Here is an 18,277-nt window from a genome sequence, read left to right as displayed (position 1 = left end):
CACGTTATGGTAATTATTTAGTGACTTTAGATCATACTGATATATAAAGGGGCTGTTGCAAAACTAACATAGTTAGTTTGGTAGCAGCCAATTTTTTTGCCGAAATAAAAAAATGTGAATTCCGAAGAACTCACATTAATTGTATAATTAAATTATGCTACTAACTAAATCATACAATAAAAATTATACCGAGTTTAATGATGATTTTCAACTTGTATTACCATTAAACTTAGAAAACTTGATACCTGAAGATGATTCAGTCCGCTTGCTAAGCCATGTATTGGAGGGATTAAATTATAGAAAGTTGTATAAGGCGTACTCTTCCTTCGGAAGAAAACCGGCAGTGGAACCAAAAATCATGTTCAAAATAATATCTTATGCTTATTCTCAAAATATATATTCAAGCAGAAAAATAGAGAAATCATGTAAAAGAGATATAAATTTCAGGTGGCTATTAAAAGGATGCAAAGCACCTGATCATACTACAATTAGTAGATTTCGTAAAGAGTATCTATCAGACGAAGTGATTGAAGATTTATTTTATCAGCAAGTTAATTATTTAGCTAATCATAATGAAATATTATTTGAAAATGTATTTATTGATGGTACTAAGATCGAAGCGAATGCCAATAGATATACTTTTGTTTGGAAGAAAGCTATTTACAAGAATGAAGAGAAAATGTTTGATAAAATTCTTACTCTTGTTAAAAATATCAACCTTGAGGAACTGAAAGAATTTAGTATCGAAAAAGAAACATTGATAGTTGATATTGATAAAATACTTCAATGGCTTTTACATGAAAAAGAGAATAGAAACATAGAATTTGTTTACGGGATAGGTAAAAGAAAAACTAAAATTCAGAAATGGACAGAACAACTATCGGAATATAAAGAGAGACAAGAAAAATATAATTTCAGCAAAACTATATTTTCAAATAGAAATAGTTATTCTAAAACTGATCCAGACGCAACTTTCATGCAAATGAAAGACGATCATATGAGAAATGGACAATTAAAACCGGCATATAATGTACAAATCGGAGTCGAAAGTGAATACGTAACCGGCGTCGGAATATTTGATGATAGAAATGACATATCAACATTAATACCTATGCTTAATAATATGGAAGAGAAAACTGGTCATAAATATCATAATGTAATTGCAGATTCTGGTTATGAAAGCGAAGAGAATTATTTGTTTTTAGAATCCAATAATCAGATTCCATACATAAAGCCTCAAACTTATGAGAAATGGAAAAAAAGAAGTTTTAAAAATGATATAAGCAAGAGAGAAAATATGAAATATGATGCCGAATCAGATTTTTATGTCTGCAATAACAATAGAAAGTTACTCCCTACTTCGATTACTCATAGAAGATCCGCCAGTGGATACAAATCAGAAGTTACTATTTATGAGTGTGAAAGCTGTGAAAACTGCGTTCATAAATCGAAGTGCACGAAAGCAAAAGGAAATAGAAAGATGCAAGTGTCAAAAACTTTTGTTGAAAAGCGTGAAGTATCTTATAGAAATATTACAACTGAATTTGGAACTAAATTAAGAATGAATAGATCTATTCAGGTCGAAGGAGCATTTGGCGTTCTTAAAAGTGATTATGAATTCAATAGATTTTTAACACGTGGAAAAATTAGTGTTAAAACTGAATTTATTTTACTTTGTATTGGCTATAACATTAATAAATTACATTCAAAAATACAAAATGGAAGAACTCAAAAACATCTTCATGAACTAAAACCTACTGCCTAATTATGGAACCTGGTCGCTAGGTTTGTTTAAGTGCGTTTAAAATTCAAAAATATCCACAAAATTGATTTGATATTTCAATTTTGTGGATATTTCTTTCTTTAAGCCGAAAAGGAGCATCGCTCCTGATTAAAAATTAATCATTTCGCGACACTCCCTTCTTGTTGTTTATATCTAGATTTTTACTAAGCCTCCCAGCCTTCATTTAAGAATTTATAGAGCACAGGATATGCATTTAATGATGCCATTAAAGAGATGTAATCATCCATAAGCTCTGGTTTTTCTTTTCCGGTCTTAACTGCTCTAATCATTAAGTTTTTAGGGGTTTCTAATGGAGAGATGTATTCCACAACTGAAACGTTATAACCTTTGCTTTCTAGCATCATACTTCTCATTCCATCGGTTAAAGCATCAGCAATTCTAGCTTTTAATATTCCGTGTTTTAGTATACCCTTCAGTGGTTCGTAGCTGTATTGATTTAGCAATTCTCTATGACAACAAGGAACAGCTATAATTGAGTCACTTTCTACCTTTATTCCAAGAGCAATAGCCATATCTGTTGCAGTATCACAAGCATGAAGAGATATAACCATATGTATCTTTCTTTTAGGACTAAATTTCTTTATATCTATAGCATGGAACTCCATGTTTCTATAGCCTAAGTTTTCGGCCATTTTCTTAGAGCTATTAATAACGCCTTCAGATATATCTAATCCTATGAAGTGGCACTTTCTCTTCTTTACTTCTGTGAGATAATAATTAAGAACAAAGGTTAGATAAGACTTTCCACAACCACAATCTAATATGGTCAGAACCTCATTTTTAGGTAAAGCTTCTAGAGTCCCGTCTAAGATCTCTACATAATGATCTATCTGATTATACTTTCTTATTTTGTCATTCTTAATTTTTCCTGATTGAGACATTATTCCTATTTCTTTAAGTAGGGCATCTGCTTTTCCTACTTTAATAAAATAATCTCTATTAAGTAGAGTAGAAGTCTCGTTAAAAGTATGCTCCGATGCATCCTCTTTCTTTATAGCGAGAGGTGAACTTTCCTTTACTTCTGTATTGTTCATTTTTACATTTTTATTGTCACCAGTTATTACTATATCAGTACCTCCTTCTCTATATAGTATGGTAACTGTATCGTAATTATCGCATTCAGAACTTATTCTCTCAAACAAATCTATTATGCTTAACGATTCGGTTTTTCCATTAAAGTTGTATTTTATGTTGCCATCCTCAAAACTACCATTCCCTTTAAATTCTTTGAGCCCTGCGGTATAGGTTACGTATATATTTTTAAATGTGCTTGAGTCCTCTAAAAATCTGTTGCTAATTCCCATTAAAAACAACTTTATCTTAGTAATACTTTGTTTATTCATTACATCACCAAAAGCCTTTCTTAAAACTAAAAATACATAAAATAATATAAACACAACATAAAGTAAATATCAATAGTAGTATTACCATTTTTACGAATTAGTAAATTATAATTTTTGCCGTTAATTTACTTAAAGTTTTCTATAAACAAAATACATATTTATGATATAATTAATGAGATTATTGATAGAGGTACTACTTCAGTATAGATTGTTGTTTTTAAATGCTATTGCAGATTAGATAGTTATTTTTACATTTCTTTTGCATTTGTTGTATTATCTTTAGGTGAAGCTTTTGACATACAATTTGAAGAACTAAAAATAAAGTTAGTTAGAAATAGATAATAAGTAATTAATACTTGATAAATTTCATTGATCAGGGGATGGACTTTATGGCTGAAAAGAAGACTATATCTATAGAGTTAATAAGAGGCACTGATAAGGATTATATTATAAAGGATTATAGTGGAATAACCATTGGAAGGTTTAATGTAATCGAGTTTGAGCCAGAGAATCAAAGAGCTACAATAAGATTTAAGTTCTATAGGAATGATAACTATCAAATGATGAAAAAAGCATTAGAGAAGTGCTTAGAGAATATATTTAAGGGAAATAAAATATATAAGGTTAATGTCTTAGCAAACGAAAGCTCCAATGTTTCTGCATTTTTTGACTTAGGTTTTATTCTAGAGGGAATATTATCAAATAATTTGGTGCAAAATGATTGTCATAAAAGCGAATTATTATTTGGTATAAACCTTAATGATTTTAGGAACTTTCAAAACATAACTATATTAAAGCTTAAAGGCAGAAGGATAGAATTAAGGAATTTGACTCCAGAACATACTTCTCAATTGTTAGAGTTTTACATAAGAAATGAAAAGCATCTAAAAACTTTCGAACCTGCTAGAGATAAAAGCTTTTATACCTATGACACTCAGTTATCTATATTGTTAGAGAGCTATAAACAATTTATGAATGGATCGAGTATTGATTTTGGAATATTTTTAAATAGCGAGTTAATAGGTAAAATAAAATTATCTAATATTGTTTTAGGGGTTTTTAAAAGCGGTATATTAGGTTATTCAATGGATGAAAAACATTGTGGTTTAGGATATATGAAAGAAGCTGTTAACTTACTTATAGACTATTGCTTCAATGATATGGGGCTTCATAGGTTAGAAGCATCTACATTGGTTGACAACCTAAAATCACAGAATGTATTACTTAAATGTGGCTTTAAAAAAATTGGTTTAAATGAGAAGTATCTTTTTATAAATGGTGAATGGAGAGATCACATAACCTTCTGTAAAATTAATGATATATAATTTTTATTTAATTCAGTTGAATTTGCTTTAAGGGGGATTTACACTTGCCTTACCAAAGTGATAATTTGTATGAAGTAATTCTTAGAAGAATAGATAGAAAAGGAGTTTGGGACATGATAGTTGTTGATGGAGTAGTTGGAGTTGGAAAGAGTACATTGATGGGACTTATAGCAGAGAGAGGTTATGTATCTTTCGAAGAACCTGTTGTAGACAACCCTATTTTAGAAAAGTTTTATTATGATAGAGAGAGATATTCTTTCCCACTACAAGTTTTCTTTTTAAATAAGAGATTTAAGCATATAAAAGAGGCCTCAGCAATAGCTAATTCTGTTATGGATAGAAGCATATATGGAGATGTTATATTTGCAAAGATGCTTTGTGATAAGGGAGAAATGTCTGTAGAAGAATTTGATTTATATAGAGAACTGCTAGAAAATATGCTTGAGCACGTACAACCTCCTAAACTTATGATATATCTTGAAGTTTCAGTAGATGAAGCTATGTCAAGAATAAAGAAAAGAGGAAGGGATTACGAACAAGTAGTTGAGAGAGCATATTGGGAGAAGCTTAATGAAGAGTATAGAAAATATTTTTATAGTTATGATGTTTCACCTATACTTAAGATAAATGTAGACGGACTAGACTTTGAGAATAATGATAAAGATAGAGAATATGTTATGGGATTAATCGAGCAGAGACTAAGAGAAATAGAAGAAAAACAAGCTTAATACATAGGTTATAAAAAAGAAGTTATCATAATAATTTAGTTATGATAACTTCTTTTTCCGTATAGATAATACATATTTAGATAATAGAAATTAATTGGTTGAATAAAATAGAACGTATTACAAATTAAGGATGAAAATGTGTTGCTACTTTATGGAGCTAAACATATAATTTTTTATGGATAGAGTTTTATAATTGGGAGTGAGAGAATTGAGTATCAATAATTTGTTTAAAGGTTATAAGAAGATAATAGTTGTGATTTTAATACCAATATTAATAACAATTGTAGCAATGGCCGTAACAAGAGTCTTCTTTAAGAGTGATTCTAGGGAGAAGATAGGAGTTGCTGCAAATACTAGTGAATCAAGTGAAATTAAGTTAGACGAAATCAATAGTACGGACTCAAAGTTTCATCCTTTAAATGAATTGAATTACAGATTTATAATTGAAGTCCCTAAAATATATAGTGCTAAGGACATATATAAAAATGGAAATGACAGATATATTATAGCTAAAAAGAATGGAGACAAAGGATTGGTTTTGTATGACGTAAATAGGAAAAATGAGACAAGTCTTATATCACCAACAGCAGAAGGGTATGAAATAATTGATGCAAAGTATGATGGAAAGTGGATTGTTTGGAGTGAAAGAGTGGAAAACCCAAAATCTATAAGTTCCACTAAAAGATATAGTTGGAGAATATTGTGTAAAGAATTAGATTTGAAAAATTTAAACGATAAAAGAACTCCTAAAACACTTTCTGAAGGTTCATATCTTAAAAAATGGTCTCAAGATATATCATTACCTGCTATTAATTTAAATAACGGAGTAGCTACGGCATTAAGTGTAAACTTAAAAGATGAAAATACAAATATAAGTCAAATCTTAATGTTAAACTTGGAAGCTGGCAGTTTAAAAGAGCTTAAAAGTGAGGAAATATGGGGAAACAACTATCCTAAGGTTAGCGTCCCAAATATATATGAAGATAATATAATTTGGAGCGAAAATAAGACAGAAAAGAAGTTAGTGAGAGAAGAGTATATATATGCCTATAATGTTAAGAGTAATGAATTAAGGTTAATCACAGATAAATCCATAAACGGGGCTTTTGGCGGATATAAACAATATCTTGTTTTTACAGAAGCAAATAAAGTATCTATATATAATCTGAATAATGAGAAGTCTAAGGATATATTAAATAAGAATTTAAGTGTACTTACTGAAAAATATAAAACTAACATAGCTGCCTTTAATATTTCTTCTATATATGTGAGCAAAAGTTTTGTTTTCTTCAAACCAGATTCAAAACATATAACTGCTTATGGATTGAAGGATAACAAACTTTTTGATTTAACAGAAGGACTAGGCACCAACTATGGAAGGATAACTAGTGTTGTATGCAATGATAATCTGATTTATATAAGCGGATACGATAAGGAAGATGACAAAAAAAGTTTTTTTGTAGAGATAAATTAATCTTTATATACCTCTAAAACAAAATTTTGTATTTATTATTATACAATATTGATTATTATTCTCAATAGTGGTAATATTAAATCATAGAAAAAAGATTTTGGAGGTATAAGAATATGAAACATGAATTACCAAATTTAGGATATGAATATAATGCTTTAGAACCATATATAGATGAAACTACAATGACAATACATCATTCAAAGCATCACGCAACATATATAAATAATTTAAATACAGCACTAGAAGCTTATCCAGAGCTTCAAGAAAAGTCAGTTGAAGAATTAGTTAAAGATTTAGATGCTGTACCAGCAGATATAAGAGGTGTTGTTAGAAATAATGGTGGTGGACACTATAATCATTCATTGTTCTGGAAGTTATTATCACCTAGTGGAGGAGAAGCAAGCGGGGCTTTACTAGAAGCTATAACTAAAAAGTTTGGAAGCTTAGATGCTTTCAAAGAAACTTTTGCAAAAGCTGCAGCTACAAGATTTGGTAGTGGTTGGGCTTGGTTAGTGGTTAATAAGAATAACGAATTAGAAGTTTTATCAACTGCTAATCAAGATACTCCAGTTAGCGAAGGTTTAAAACCAGTTTTAGCTTTGGATGTTTGGGAACATGCATATTACCTAAAATATCAAAATAGAAGACCTGACTATGTTGGATCATGGTGGAGCGTAGTTAATTGGGATTATGCTAATAACCTATATGAGGAAGCAGTGAAGTAATAAGGTCTTTAAGGTGATTACTTAAATAGTAGAAGAGGTTACTTGGATTATATATCTGGGTAACCTTTTTTGTCGTATATCTGCTTTTCAATTTACAAAGTGGTCCCTTATCTTTGCATTGACCGTGACATCTCTCCTTAAGATCAACCGTTCTTGGTATGTATAGTTAAACAATAATATATTATTGTTTTTCGATAAAAATATATTGAAAAGTTGCATGGCATGTGATAATATTTATATTGAAGTTACAATATATGGAGATATGGAGGTTTTTTTATGAAATATTATGGTCAAAAATCAATGGCAAGCGTACTTAAAAGAATACTAGACTTTATATTAATTTTAGGCATTATAGCAACCCTTTTTATATTTAAGGATACTTTTATTAATAATGATATAAAATTAGATTGTTTTAAAAAAGTGGTTATATTTGTACTTTTAGCTGTTGGTATAAGTTGTGTTTTTCTTATAGTAGTTAACTTAAGAAAAATACTGCTTTCTCTAGTGAAGGCTAACCCTTTTATAAATGAGAATGTGAGGGCACTTAAGATGGTCTCTCGTGAATGCTTTATCATTGCTGGGTGTTATATATTCAATATGTTTATTAATTCTAATCTTAAAGATTTTAATTTTATATATGTAGATGGTAAAGGCATACATACAGACATGGAATTTATAATATTTCTTTTTGCAGGTTGTTTTATATTAATATTGGCTAAGGTATTTCAACAAGCGGTTGACTATAAGGAAGAAAATGATTCTACTATTTAAGAAATATATTCTGCTAATGGAGGAAAAGTTGTATGGCTATAATTATAAATTTAGATGTTATGATGGCAAAAAGAAAGATTTCATTACAGGATCTTGCTGATAAGGTGGGTATAACAAATGCTAATCTTTCTATATTAAAAAATAACAAAGCAAAAGCTATTAGATTTTCTACCTTAGAAGCTATATGTAGAGAGTTAAATTGTCAGCCTGGAGATATTTTGGAATATGGAGATAAGCAATAGCTAGCTGATACTTATTTTACCGAATAGGAAGATTAAATTTTTCTAGCACAATATGGCAATGCACAAGTTTTAGAAGAGTAGTTTAGGGTAAACAGTAAAAAACAAATCTTATTGGCCTGCCAGATTTTCCGTATATACATTCGGAAAGGCAGATACTCAAAAAGTTAATTAGCGAATTTTTATTGATGTTATATATATAGGGGTATTTAGGGAGGAAAAAATATGATAAGTTCGGTTGTTTTGATTTTGATTAAGAAAAATAGGCTTTTTGTTGTCAGCGATAAGCATGGATCTATGATTCAATTACCCTGTACTAATATGAGAGAGGGTGAAACAATAACTGCTGCGACAAAAAGAATATTGGAGCAATTAGGAATAATCAGTGTAGATATAATAAGTTCAAGCAAGTCTATAGTTAGAAATGAAAAGAGGTATTTTTCTTCAATGGTTGAACTAACTGATGATATAGATGTAGAAGAAAATGAGGTAAGGGGACATAAGTGGGTTGATTTTGAATCAATACACAATTTAAGTTTTATAGAAAATAAGGCTATACTGTACTGTTTAGAGAGTTATATTGAAGTTAATAGCAATAGTAATAATATAAATATGCTTAAGGATGAGTTTAAAAGAGGTCTTATGGGCAGGAGCTATTTATATCAATCAGAGGAAAGGGTTGAAAAAATCAAAATAGATAATTCCTTGAGTCTAGCTAATAAAAGAAATACAATCATTGGTTCAACAATATTAGGTATTATCTTTTCGTGTTTTTTCTTTGCTTATTTAGGTATATCAGCGTTAATATTTAATTTAATAATGATAATAGTATTTGTAGGGTGCATTGGTATAAAAAATAAAGGTAGCATAATGGGCTATTTTCTATTAACTTGCTCTTTAATTCTATCAGCTAGCTTTTCTATATATACCAATCCTGTGTTTAGATCACTTAATATTGTTTTGATTCCATTAATTCTTACTCTAAGTTTCATATTATTTACCTATAATGATATAGGATTTAAATTAACACACTTATTAGGTGGATTAACTAATAAGCTATTTAAAAGCAGTATAGTTACTTCTATAAAACTACCAAGGTTCGTAATGGATAATATAAGCATTAAAAATAAAAGCAATGCATCCTCTAGCTATAAGTATGTTAGAAATGGGATCTTGATATCTATACCATTGCTATTGTTTCTAGTATTGGTACTATCTAAAGCTGACAATATCTTTGGGTACTATATCAATAATATTAGTTCAAACATTCTCGCTATAAATCCATCAACATCTTTTTATAAATTAGTAGTAGCTATAGTAATAGCTTTTTATAGTTTTGGGTTCTTATGGAGTTTTAATTATAGATTTTATAATAATACAACTAGTAACTCTGTTAAACGAGAAAGCTTGGAACCAATAACCGTTACTACAGTATTAGCTATGGTTTGTATATTATACATTATATTTACAATAATACAAATAACATATTTATATGGAGGCACAAACAAAGTTCTTCCTGGGGGATTTACTTATTCTGAGTATGCTAGAAGAGGTTTTTTTGAATTAGTCTTTATAACCTTAGTTAATCTTATAGGAGTAACCATATTAAAAATATATGTTGATAATAGTAAGGTGAAACTTAATATCATATTGAATATTATATATACCATAATAGTAGTATTAACATTAAATATGGCTTGCTCTGCATTTTATAGGATGTATTTATATATTGATGCTTTTGGTTATACAAGGTTAAGAATACTGGTTCAACTATTTGTAATCTTATTAGGGATTATAATATTCTTACAGTTCCTATTTATATGGAAAGATAAGAGTATATTTAAATATATAATAGTAGTTTCTCTAACATTATATATAGGAATTAACTTTTTTAACATTGATTCATTTATAGCTAAAAAGAACATAGAACTCTCAGCTGATAAAAAAATAGATAATAATTATCTTACTGTGCTTTCATTAGATTCCATAAAAGTAATGAACAAAGCAAGAAATGAAGGCAAGATAGATGATGAAACTTATTTCAAGTGGAAGAATGGAGCTAATATTAAAATAGATAATTGGTATGAATATAATTACTTTATATATAAAGCTAATGGAAAGTAAACTAGTTATCTAGGGGATATAACTAAAGATTATCAAACTTAAGTTGTTTTTGTGAAAGATTAAAGTGGTTAAGTTCTTTAATATATATGAATGCATCTCATAAAGTATAATTTTTTTAGATGAACATATCAACATTAGGGGATTAGAATGCTTTGTCAGGATATACAGTAAAGCATAAAACGCATTTACCTAATAAAATTCCCTAATGTAAGTCGGAAAAGGCACATGCAGAAAAAGTCGCTACATCGGCTTTTTTACTGTTAAGGATAAGCGTTGTAGGATAATCTCTGCCGGGTGTGTCCCTCATAGTTATATGGTGAATTATGCAGTATATTGTAGAATTAGATAGTTATAATAATAAATTAGACCTTATATATAAGACCTAAGTTTATACATATGTTATTATAGTCCTTGTCGCTAGTGCAAACGCGATGTTGAGGTTTGAAAAAATCTTAAGATTATCTTGACAAGTAATCATTAAAATGATAAACTTGTATAGGTCGCTAAGTTAAGGAAAAATGTTAAAAAAACATGTTGACAAAAAACTTTAGTGATGATAAGATAAATAAGCTGTCAGAAATGCAGCAAAACAAACTTGGTCTTTGAAAATTAAACAGAGTAAAATAAACAAAGTCTAAAACTAGACTTAAACCAGCAATTCTTTTGAAAAAAGACTTACTAAGTAAGTAAGCTATGATTAAACTTTAAATTGAGAGTTTGATCCTGGCTCAGGACGAACGCTGGCGGCGTGCCTAACACATGCAAGTCGAGCGGAGAAAGTTCTTCGGAACTTTCTTAGCGGCGGACGGGTGAGTAACACGTGGGTAACCTGCCTTATAGAGGGGGATAGCCTTCCGAAAGGAAGATTAATACCGCATAACATTTTCATTTCGCATGAAATGAAAATCAAAGGAGCAATCCGCTATAAGATGGACCCGCGGCGCATTAGCTAGTTGGTGAGGTAATGGCTCACCAAGGCGACGATGCGTAGCCGACCTGAGAGGGTGATCGGCCACATTGGAACTGAGATACGGTCCAGACTCCTACGGGAGGCAGCAGTGGGGAATATTGCACAATGGGGGAAACCCTGATGCAGCAACGCCGCGTGAGTGATGAAGGCCTTCGGGTTGTAAAGCTCTGTCTTTGGGGACGATAATGACGGTACCCAAGGAGGAAGCCACGGCTAACTACGTGCCAGCGTACCGCGGTAATACGTAGGTGGCAAGCGTTGTCCGGATTTACTGGGCGTAAAGGGAGCGTAGGTGGATGTTTAAGTGGGATGTGAAATACCTGGGCTTAACTTGGGTGCTTGCATTCCAAACTGGATATCTAGAGTGCAGGAGAGGAAAGTGGAATTCCTAGTGTAGCGGTGAAATGCGTAGAGATTAGGAAGAACACCAGTGGCGAAGGCGACTTTCTGGACTGTAACTGACACTGAGGCTCGAAAGCGTGGGGAGCAAACAGGATTAGATACCCTGGTAGTCCACGCCGTAAACGATGGATACTAGGTGTGGGGTTTCAACACCTCCGTGCCGCCGTTAACACAATAAGTATCCCGCCTGGGGAGTACGGTCGCAAGATTAAAACTCAAAGGAATTGACGGGGGCCCGCACAAGCAGCGGAGCATGTGGTTTAATTCGAAGCAACGCGAAGAACCTTACCTAGACTTGACATCTCCTGAATTACCCTTAACCGGGGAAGTCGGTACCTTTGGTATCGACAGGAAGACAGGTGGTGCATGGTTGTCGTCAGCTCGTGTCGTGAGATGTTGGGTTAAGTCCCGCAACGAGCGCAACCCTTATTGTTAGTTGCTACCATTTAGTTGAGCACTCTAGCGAGACTGCCCGGGTTAACCGGGAGGAAGGTGGGGATGACGTCAAATCATCATGCCCCTTATGTCTAGGGCTACACACGTGCTACAATGGCAAGTACAAAGAGACGCAAGACCGTGAGGTGGAGCAAATCTCAAAAACTTGTCCCAGTTCGGATTGTAGGCTGAAACTCGCCTACATGAAGCCGGAGTTGCTAGTAATCGCGAATCAGCATGTCGCGGTGAATACGTTCCCGGGCCTTGTACACACCGCCCGTCACACCATGAGAGTTGGCAATACCCGAAGTCTGTGAGCTAACCCGTAAGGGAGGCAGCAGCCGAAGGTAGGGTCAGCGATTGGGGTGAAGTCGTAACAAGGTAGCCGTAGGAGAACCTGCGGCTGGATCACCTCCTTTCTATGGAGAAATTATTAAGTACTGATGTATTTCAGACTTAATATACACGAATTCTGGTTGTTATTTACTCTGTTTAATTTTGAGATACCAAGTATCTCAGATTGTTCTTTGAAAATTGCACATAAGTTAAAGTAAAGATATTTACTAATTCTTTGTAATAAATGATCTGAAATTAAGATGCACGCTAGTATCTGAAATCAGTAACTGATTTGTTAAAACGCAAAATTTGCGAAGCAAATTGGAGTGGCATTAGAACCAAGTAATACGAGGAAGCGACAGAGTGAGTAGCGGAGCTTGCTTATGCAAGTGAGCAACGGAACGACAGAGCTGACGAAGTAGTACGTAGGTTATAATGACGCGACATTAGGTCAAGCTACAAAGGGCGCATGGTGAATGCCTTGGCATCAAGAGCCGAAGAAGGACGTGACAAGCTGCGATAAGCTTTGGGTAGGCGCAAATAGCCTGTGATCCAAAGATCTCCGAATGAGGAAACTCACGTAGGTAACCCTACGTATCTTATAGTGAATACATAGCTATAGGAGGGTAAACCTAGGGAACTGAAACATCTAAGTACCTAGAGGAAGAGAAAGAAAAAATCGATTCCGTCAGTAGCGGCGAGCGAAATCGGAAGAGCCCAAACCAAAGATTTATCTTTGGGGTTGCGGACAGAACATAAATGTGGTGGCTATTGTAATTGAAGATATCTGGAAAGATACACCGTAGAAGGTAATAGTCCTGTAAGTGAAACAAGAAGACCATAGTTCTGCTCCAGAGTACCACGAGACACGTGAAACCTTGTGGGAAGCAGGGAGGACCACCTCCCAAGGCTAAATACTACTTGATGACCGATAGTGAAGAAGTACCGTGAGGGAAAGGTGAAAAGAACCCCGGGAGGGGGAGTGAAATAGAACCTGAAACCGTGTGCCTACAACCGATCAGAGCACCATATGTGTGTGATGATGTGCTTTTTGTAGAACGAGCCAACGAGTTACGGTATGTAGCGAGGTTAAGTACTTAAGGTACGGAGCCGAAGGGAAACCGAGTCTGAATAGGGCGAATAGTTGCATGCCGTAGACCCGAAACCGGGTGACCTATCCATGGCCAGGTTGAAGCGAAGGTAAAACTTCGTGGAGGACCGAACCACGTTGGTGTTGAAAAACCATGGGATGAGCTGTGGATAGCGGAGAAATTCCAATCGAACTCGGAGATAGCTGGTTCTCCCCGAAATAGCTTTAGGGCTAGCGTCGGATATGACTAATGGAGGTAGAGCACTGAATGGGCTAGGGGGCATATCGCTTACTGAACCTTATCAAACTCCGAATGCCATATAGTATTAGTCCGGCAGTCAGACTGCGAATGATAAGATCCGTAGTCAAAAGGGAAACAGCCCAGATCGTCAGCTAAGGTCCCAAAGTATAAGTTAAGTGGAAAGGATGTGGGATTTCTAAGACAACTAGGATGTTGGCTTAGAAGCAGCCACTCATTAAAAGAGTGCGTAATAGCTCACTAGTCGAGAGATCCTGCGCCGAAGATGTTCGGGGCTCAAACTTATCACCGAAGCTACGGCTAGTAGATTTAATCTACTGGGGTAGGGGAGCGTCGTAATCGGGCTGAAGTCGTACCGTAAGGAGCGGTGGACTGATTACGAGTGAGTATGTTGGCATTAGTAGCGAGAACTAGGTGAGAATCCTAGTGGCCGAAAACCTAAGGTTTCCTCAGGAAGGCTCGTCCGCTGAGGGTTAGTCGGGACCTAAGCCGAGGCCGAAAGGCGTAGGTGATGGACAATCGGTTGATATTCCGATACCACTGCAAATCGTTATTACCGATGGAGTGACGCAGGAAGATAGAGTGTGCTAGCTATTGGATGCTAGTCTAAGCACTTAGGTATACAGTTAGGCAAATCCGGCTGTATTAGCTGAGGTGTGATGGGGAAGGCCTTTTAGGCTGAAGTACTTGATTCTACGCTGCCAAGAAAAGCTTCTAGGGAGAAATGTAGTGCCCGTACCGCAAACCGACACAGGTAGGTGAGGAGAGAATCCTAAGGCCGGCGGAAGAATTACAGTTAAGGAACTCGGCAAATTGACCCCGTAACTTCGGGAGAAGGGGTGCCTACGAGAGTAGGTCGCAGAGAATAGGCCCAAGCAACTGTTTAGCAAAAACACAGGTCTCTGCTAAAGCGAAAGCTGATGTATAGGGGCTGACGCCTGCCCGGTGCTGGAAGGTTAAGGGGAATCGTTAGCGGTAACGCGAAGCGGTGAACTTAAGCCCCAGTAAACGGCGGCCGTAACTATAACGGTCCTAAGGTAGCGAAATTCCTTGTCAGGTAAGTTCTGACCCGCACGAATGGCGTAATGACTTGGGCACTGTCTCAACTGTAAATCCGGCGAAGTTGTAGTGCAAGTGAAGATGCTTGCTACCCGCGATTGGACGGAAAGACCCCGTAGAGCTTTACTGTAGCTTAGCATTGAGTTTCGGTATTGTCTGTACAGGATAGGTGGGAGACTGGGAAACATCCTCGTTAGGGGATGTGGAGTCGACCTTGGGATACCACCCTGACAGTACTGGGATTCTAACCGGGCACCATGAAGCTGGTGACGGGACATTGTTAGGTGGGCAGTTTGACTGGGGCGGTCGCCTCCAAAAAGTAACGGAGGCGCCCAAAGGTTCCCCTCAGAACGGTCGGAAATCGTTCGTAGAGTGCAAAGGCAGAAGGGGAGCCTGACTGCGACACTTACAAGTGGAGCAGGGACGAAAGTCGGGCTTAGTGATCCGGTGGTACCTCGTGGGAGGGCCATCGCTCAACGGATAAAAGCTACCTCGGGGATAACAGGCTGATCTCCCCAAGAGTCCACATCGACGGGGAGGTTTGGCACCTCGATGTCGGCTCGTCGCATCCTGGGGCTGAAGTAGGTCCCAAGGGTTGGGCTGTTCGCCCATTAAAGCGGCACGCGAGCTGGGTTCAGAACGTCGTGAGACAGTTCGGTCCCTATCCGTCGCGGGCGTAGGAAATTTGAGAGGAGCTGTCCTTAGTACGAGAGGACCGGGATGGACTGACCTCTGGTGCACCAGTTGTTCCGCCAGGAGCATAGCTGGGTAGCTACGTCGGGAAGGGATAAACGCTGAAGGCATCTAAGCGTGAAGCCCACCTCAAGATTAGATTTCCCATAGCGTAAGCTAGTAAGATCCCTCGAAGAACACGAGGTTGATAGGTCGGAGGTGTAAGCATGGTAACATGTTCAGCTGACCGATACTAATAGATCGAGGGCTTGACCAAAACAAATATTACAAAGTAAACTTAAGTGCAATTTTGAAAGAATAATCTTTCAAAATCTAGTGATGATGCGTCTAAGGGTTACACCCGTACCCATACCGAACACGAAGGTTAAGACTTAGACGGCTGATGGTACTGCATGGGCGACTGTGTGGGAGAGTAAGTGGTCGCTAGGTAAATGTGGTTCACTAGCTCAGTCGGTAGAGCACATGACTTTTAATCATGGTGTCCGGGGTTCGATTCCCCGGTGAGCCACCAAAACCTCTGTTTATACAGAGGTTTTTTTATTGTTTAAAAAGATATAAAAGTTTTGATACATAAATCTACTAATATGAATGATTTAGAACAGTTTATTAAGATATATAGTACTGTAGTAGTTCTTTAAGGTGGATTAATCCACAATTCAGTGAATATAATCCACAAGAAGAAAGTGCTTTTTATAAATATTGTGGATAAAAAGCATATTTTCATAGATAGTAAAAATAAAACTATTTCTCCTATCATAAGTATTCCAATAAGTTCAGAAAGGACAGATACGAAAAAGAAGTCACTGAGAAAGGTATCCTGAGTAACTTCTTTATAAATATATCTATAATTTAAATAGGTGCTTATTAATCATGAATCACTTTCCAATTGTTATTTACAGTAGCATCAATGACTTTTCGTTCTAAAATGTAATTGGCAATAAGCTCTGATACATCGGTAGGAATATCTTTTACCAATGGTTTATCCTTAAACATTAAATAATCTCCACCACCAGATGCCCTATAGTTATTCATTACAACGTTATACTCTTTATTCATATCTAAATCTGTATTTTTATACTTTAAAGATATAACCCTGTCTCCAATAGGCTTTGACACGTTTATTATATAATTGATTCCTTCCCACATATCATAGTTATAATGCTGTGGCTTAGGATTTGCAAACTCTTTACTTACAGTATATTCTCCATCTATATATTCAAAGTATGAAGCGCTTCTCTCAAGTGCTAGCTTTATATCTAATCCCTTAAGCTTTAACACTTTTAAAGTGTTTGGATAAATATAATTTGAAACAACATCTCTCATAGTAACATTAGTTTTTAAACCAGGGCTTCTATTATCAAATAGTGAGGTCAGTGATATATCTGTCTCACCGAAATACATTTGAACCTTATTTATAAACTCCATCAAAGAATTATCTTGCAATCTTATTTTTAATGGATCTGATACTGTCATGTCACCATTGATTTTTCCAATAGGAGTATCTAACCAAGCTTGAGTATTTATCTCATATTCCTTAACTAGCTCTAAGCAATCAACGTCTTCATCATAATCCTTAGAGTACAACATTTCGTTTGATACAGAAATGATATGCCATTTAGAATCCTTAAATCCTAAAGAAAGAGATACCTTTCCTATAGAAGCTCCATCGAAACCAGACTGACAAACTAGAACGTTATTTATGTATCTATTGAAAATTGTTCTGTGTTGGTGTCCTGTTAGTAAAACATCAATATCTTTTACTTTCTCGCATATTTCATATCCCTGATTCTCACCAGTTAAGTTTTCAGTAGGAATTCCTGTTTCAACATCTCTTTCAAACCCACCATGATAGGCAACTATTACTATATCAGCTCCATCAGCTTTTACTTTTGGAACCCAGTAGTTAAGAGAATCAATAACATCTTCAAAATCCAAATCTTTAATTATATGGGGCTGTTCCCAGTTGGGAATGTACTTTGTAGTACAACCAAGTACGCCTACCTTTAAACCGTTTGAATATTCTCTTATGATATATGGTTTATCAAAATAGGGCTGTCCATTTGATTTGCTAATTATATTAGAAGTAATCCAAGGAAATTTTGACTGATTTTTAGCTTGTAAAAGATAGTCCATTCCATAATTAAATTCATGATTACCTACGGTAAATGAGTCATAGCCTAAATGATTAAATAATTTAATTACAGGATTAATACCTTGAGAGTTTATCCTTGCATAATAATATATAAGGGGAGAACCTTGGAGAGCATCTCCACAATCTATAAGCAATGTGTTTGGATTTTGTTCTTTTTCTTTTTTTATTATAGTAGATAACTTACAGAGACCTATATCTCTATGCTCATTGGTTCCGTAATATATAGGAAGTAAATTACCGTGAATATCGCTAGTATGCAATATTGTGATATTTGAATTATCTATGTTCATATAAAGACCTCTTTCTTATAAATATAGATGAACCACTTCACTATAGAATTGTTATTTT

10 protein-coding genes, 1 tRNA gene and 3 rRNA genes are annotated in these 18,277 nt (G+C 34.8%); 12 read left to right on the top strand and 2 right to left on the bottom strand.

The features are described 5' to 3' along the window. Nucleotides 1-154: 154 nt before the first annotated feature. Nucleotides 155-1,765 (top strand): IS1182 family transposase, encoded by a 1,611-nt coding sequence (locus C1I91_RS00270; RefSeq protein ID WP_128210696.1) that lies wholly within the window; start codon nucleotides 155-157, stop codon nucleotides 1,763-1,765. A 182-nt stretch (nucleotides 1,766-1,947) separates the two neighbouring features. Here the strand turns inward: C1I91_RS00270 and C1I91_RS00265 are convergent, their stop codons facing one another. Continuing rightward, nucleotides 1,948-3,147 carry a class I SAM-dependent methyltransferase gene (locus tag C1I91_RS00265; protein ID WP_128210695.1) on the bottom strand — a complete coding sequence of 400 codons (1,200 nt, stop codon included), beginning with the start codon at nucleotides 3,145-3,147 and terminating at the stop codon, nucleotides 1,948-1,950. 389 nt (nucleotides 3,148-3,536) lie between these two features. On the opposite strand from C1I91_RS00265, the gene C1I91_RS00260 reads away from it, so the two are divergent. From C1I91_RS00260 to C1I91_RS00210, 11 genes are all read left to right on the top strand, one after another. Continuing rightward, the gene (locus tag C1I91_RS00260; protein WP_128210694.1) at nucleotides 3,537-4,472 is read left to right on the top strand and encodes a GNAT family N-acetyltransferase; all 936 of its coding nucleotides are present in this window, start codon (nucleotides 3,537-3,539) and stop codon (nucleotides 4,470-4,472) included. Nucleotides 4,473-4,585: 113 nt separating this feature from the next. Beyond that, entirely contained in the window at nucleotides 4,586-5,200 is a 615-nt protein-coding gene (locus C1I91_RS00255; RefSeq protein ID WP_128215869.1) for a deoxynucleoside kinase, read from the top strand. Between the two features lie 208 nt (nucleotides 5,201-5,408). Next, nucleotides 5,409-6,674 (top strand): hypothetical protein, encoded by a 1,266-nt coding sequence (locus tag C1I91_RS00250; RefSeq protein ID WP_128210693.1) that lies wholly within the window; start codon nucleotides 5,409-5,411, stop codon nucleotides 6,672-6,674. 113 nt (nucleotides 6,675-6,787) lie between these two features. Then, the gene (locus C1I91_RS00245; RefSeq protein ID WP_128210692.1) at nucleotides 6,788-7,399 is read left to right on the top strand and encodes a superoxide dismutase; all 612 of its coding nucleotides are present in this window, start codon (nucleotides 6,788-6,790) and stop codon (nucleotides 7,397-7,399) included. Between the two features lie 276 nt (nucleotides 7,400-7,675). Continuing rightward, nucleotides 7,676-8,170, top strand: coding sequence for a DUF2975 domain-containing protein (locus C1I91_RS00240; RefSeq protein ID WP_128210691.1), 495 nt, complete (start codon nucleotides 7,676-7,678; stop codon nucleotides 8,168-8,170). Nucleotides 8,171-8,202: 32 nt separating this feature from the next. Then, the gene (locus C1I91_RS00235; RefSeq protein ID WP_128210690.1) at nucleotides 8,203-8,412 is read left to right on the top strand and encodes a helix-turn-helix domain-containing protein; all 210 of its coding nucleotides are present in this window, start codon (nucleotides 8,203-8,205) and stop codon (nucleotides 8,410-8,412) included. Nucleotides 8,413-8,634: 222 nt separating this feature from the next. Continuing rightward, on the top strand, nucleotides 8,635-10,533 hold the full coding sequence (locus C1I91_RS00230) for a DUF4153 domain-containing protein (protein WP_128210689.1): 1,899 nt from the start codon (nucleotides 8,635-8,637) through the stop codon (nucleotides 10,531-10,533). A gap of 705 nt (nucleotides 10,534-11,238) precedes the next feature. Next, nucleotides 11,239-12,759: ribosomal RNA gene (locus C1I91_RS00225) — 16S ribosomal RNA — on the top strand. Between the two features lie 366 nt (nucleotides 12,760-13,125). Further along, nucleotides 13,126-16,033, top strand: a 23S ribosomal RNA gene (locus tag C1I91_RS00220). Nucleotides 16,034-16,088: 55 nt separating this feature from the next. Further along, nucleotides 16,089-16,206, top strand: a 5S ribosomal RNA gene (gene rrf / locus C1I91_RS00215). Together the 16S, 23S and 5S rRNA genes with 1 tRNA gene alongside form the textbook arrangement of a ribosomal RNA operon. A gap of 6 nt (nucleotides 16,207-16,212) precedes the next feature. Then, nucleotides 16,213-16,288 (top strand) — tRNA-Lys (locus tag C1I91_RS00210). 353 nt (nucleotides 16,289-16,641) lie between these two features. Here the strand turns inward: C1I91_RS00210 and C1I91_RS00205 are convergent. Further along, complete coding sequence (locus tag C1I91_RS00205; protein ID WP_128210688.1) at nucleotides 16,642-18,219, bottom strand: bifunctional metallophosphatase/5'-nucleotidase; 1,578 nt, start codon at nucleotides 18,217-18,219, stop codon at nucleotides 16,642-16,644. Nucleotides 18,220-18,277 lie beyond the last annotated feature (58 nt).

Origin of the sequence: Clostridium manihotivorum, assembly GCF_004015185.1 — a bacterium.
GTDB classification, from domain to species: Bacteria; Bacillota; Clostridia; order Clostridiales; family Clostridiaceae; genus Clostridium_AR; species Clostridium_AR manihotivorum.
This window is presented reverse-complemented; position numbering and strand designations above follow the sequence as displayed.

Coding starts and splice junctions, on each gene's coding strand:
- C1I91_RS00265 (WP_128210695.1), bottom strand. CDS start 3,147: ATGAATAAACAAAGTATTACTAAGATAAAGTTGTTTTTAATGGGAATT.
- C1I91_RS00245 (WP_128210692.1), top strand. CDS start 6,788: ATGAAACATGAATTACCAAATTTAGGATATGAATATAATGCTTTAGAA.
- C1I91_RS00270 (WP_128210696.1), top strand. CDS start 155: ATGCTACTAACTAAATCATACAATAAAAATTATACCGAGTTTAATGAT.
- C1I91_RS00255 (WP_128215869.1), top strand. CDS start 4,586: ATGATAGTTGTTGATGGAGTAGTTGGAGTTGGAAAGAGTACATTGATG.
- C1I91_RS00205 (WP_128210688.1), bottom strand. CDS start 18,219: ATGAACATAGATAATTCAAATATCACAATATTGCATACTAGCGATATT.
- C1I91_RS00260 (WP_128210694.1), top strand. CDS start 3,537: ATGGCTGAAAAGAAGACTATATCTATAGAGTTAATAAGAGGCACTGAT.
- C1I91_RS00235 (WP_128210690.1), top strand. CDS start 8,203: ATGGCTATAATTATAAATTTAGATGTTATGATGGCAAAAAGAAAGATT.
- C1I91_RS00240 (WP_128210691.1), top strand. CDS start 7,676: ATGAAATATTATGGTCAAAAATCAATGGCAAGCGTACTTAAAAGAATA.
- C1I91_RS00230 (WP_128210689.1), top strand. CDS start 8,635: ATGATAAGTTCGGTTGTTTTGATTTTGATTAAGAAAAATAGGCTTTTT.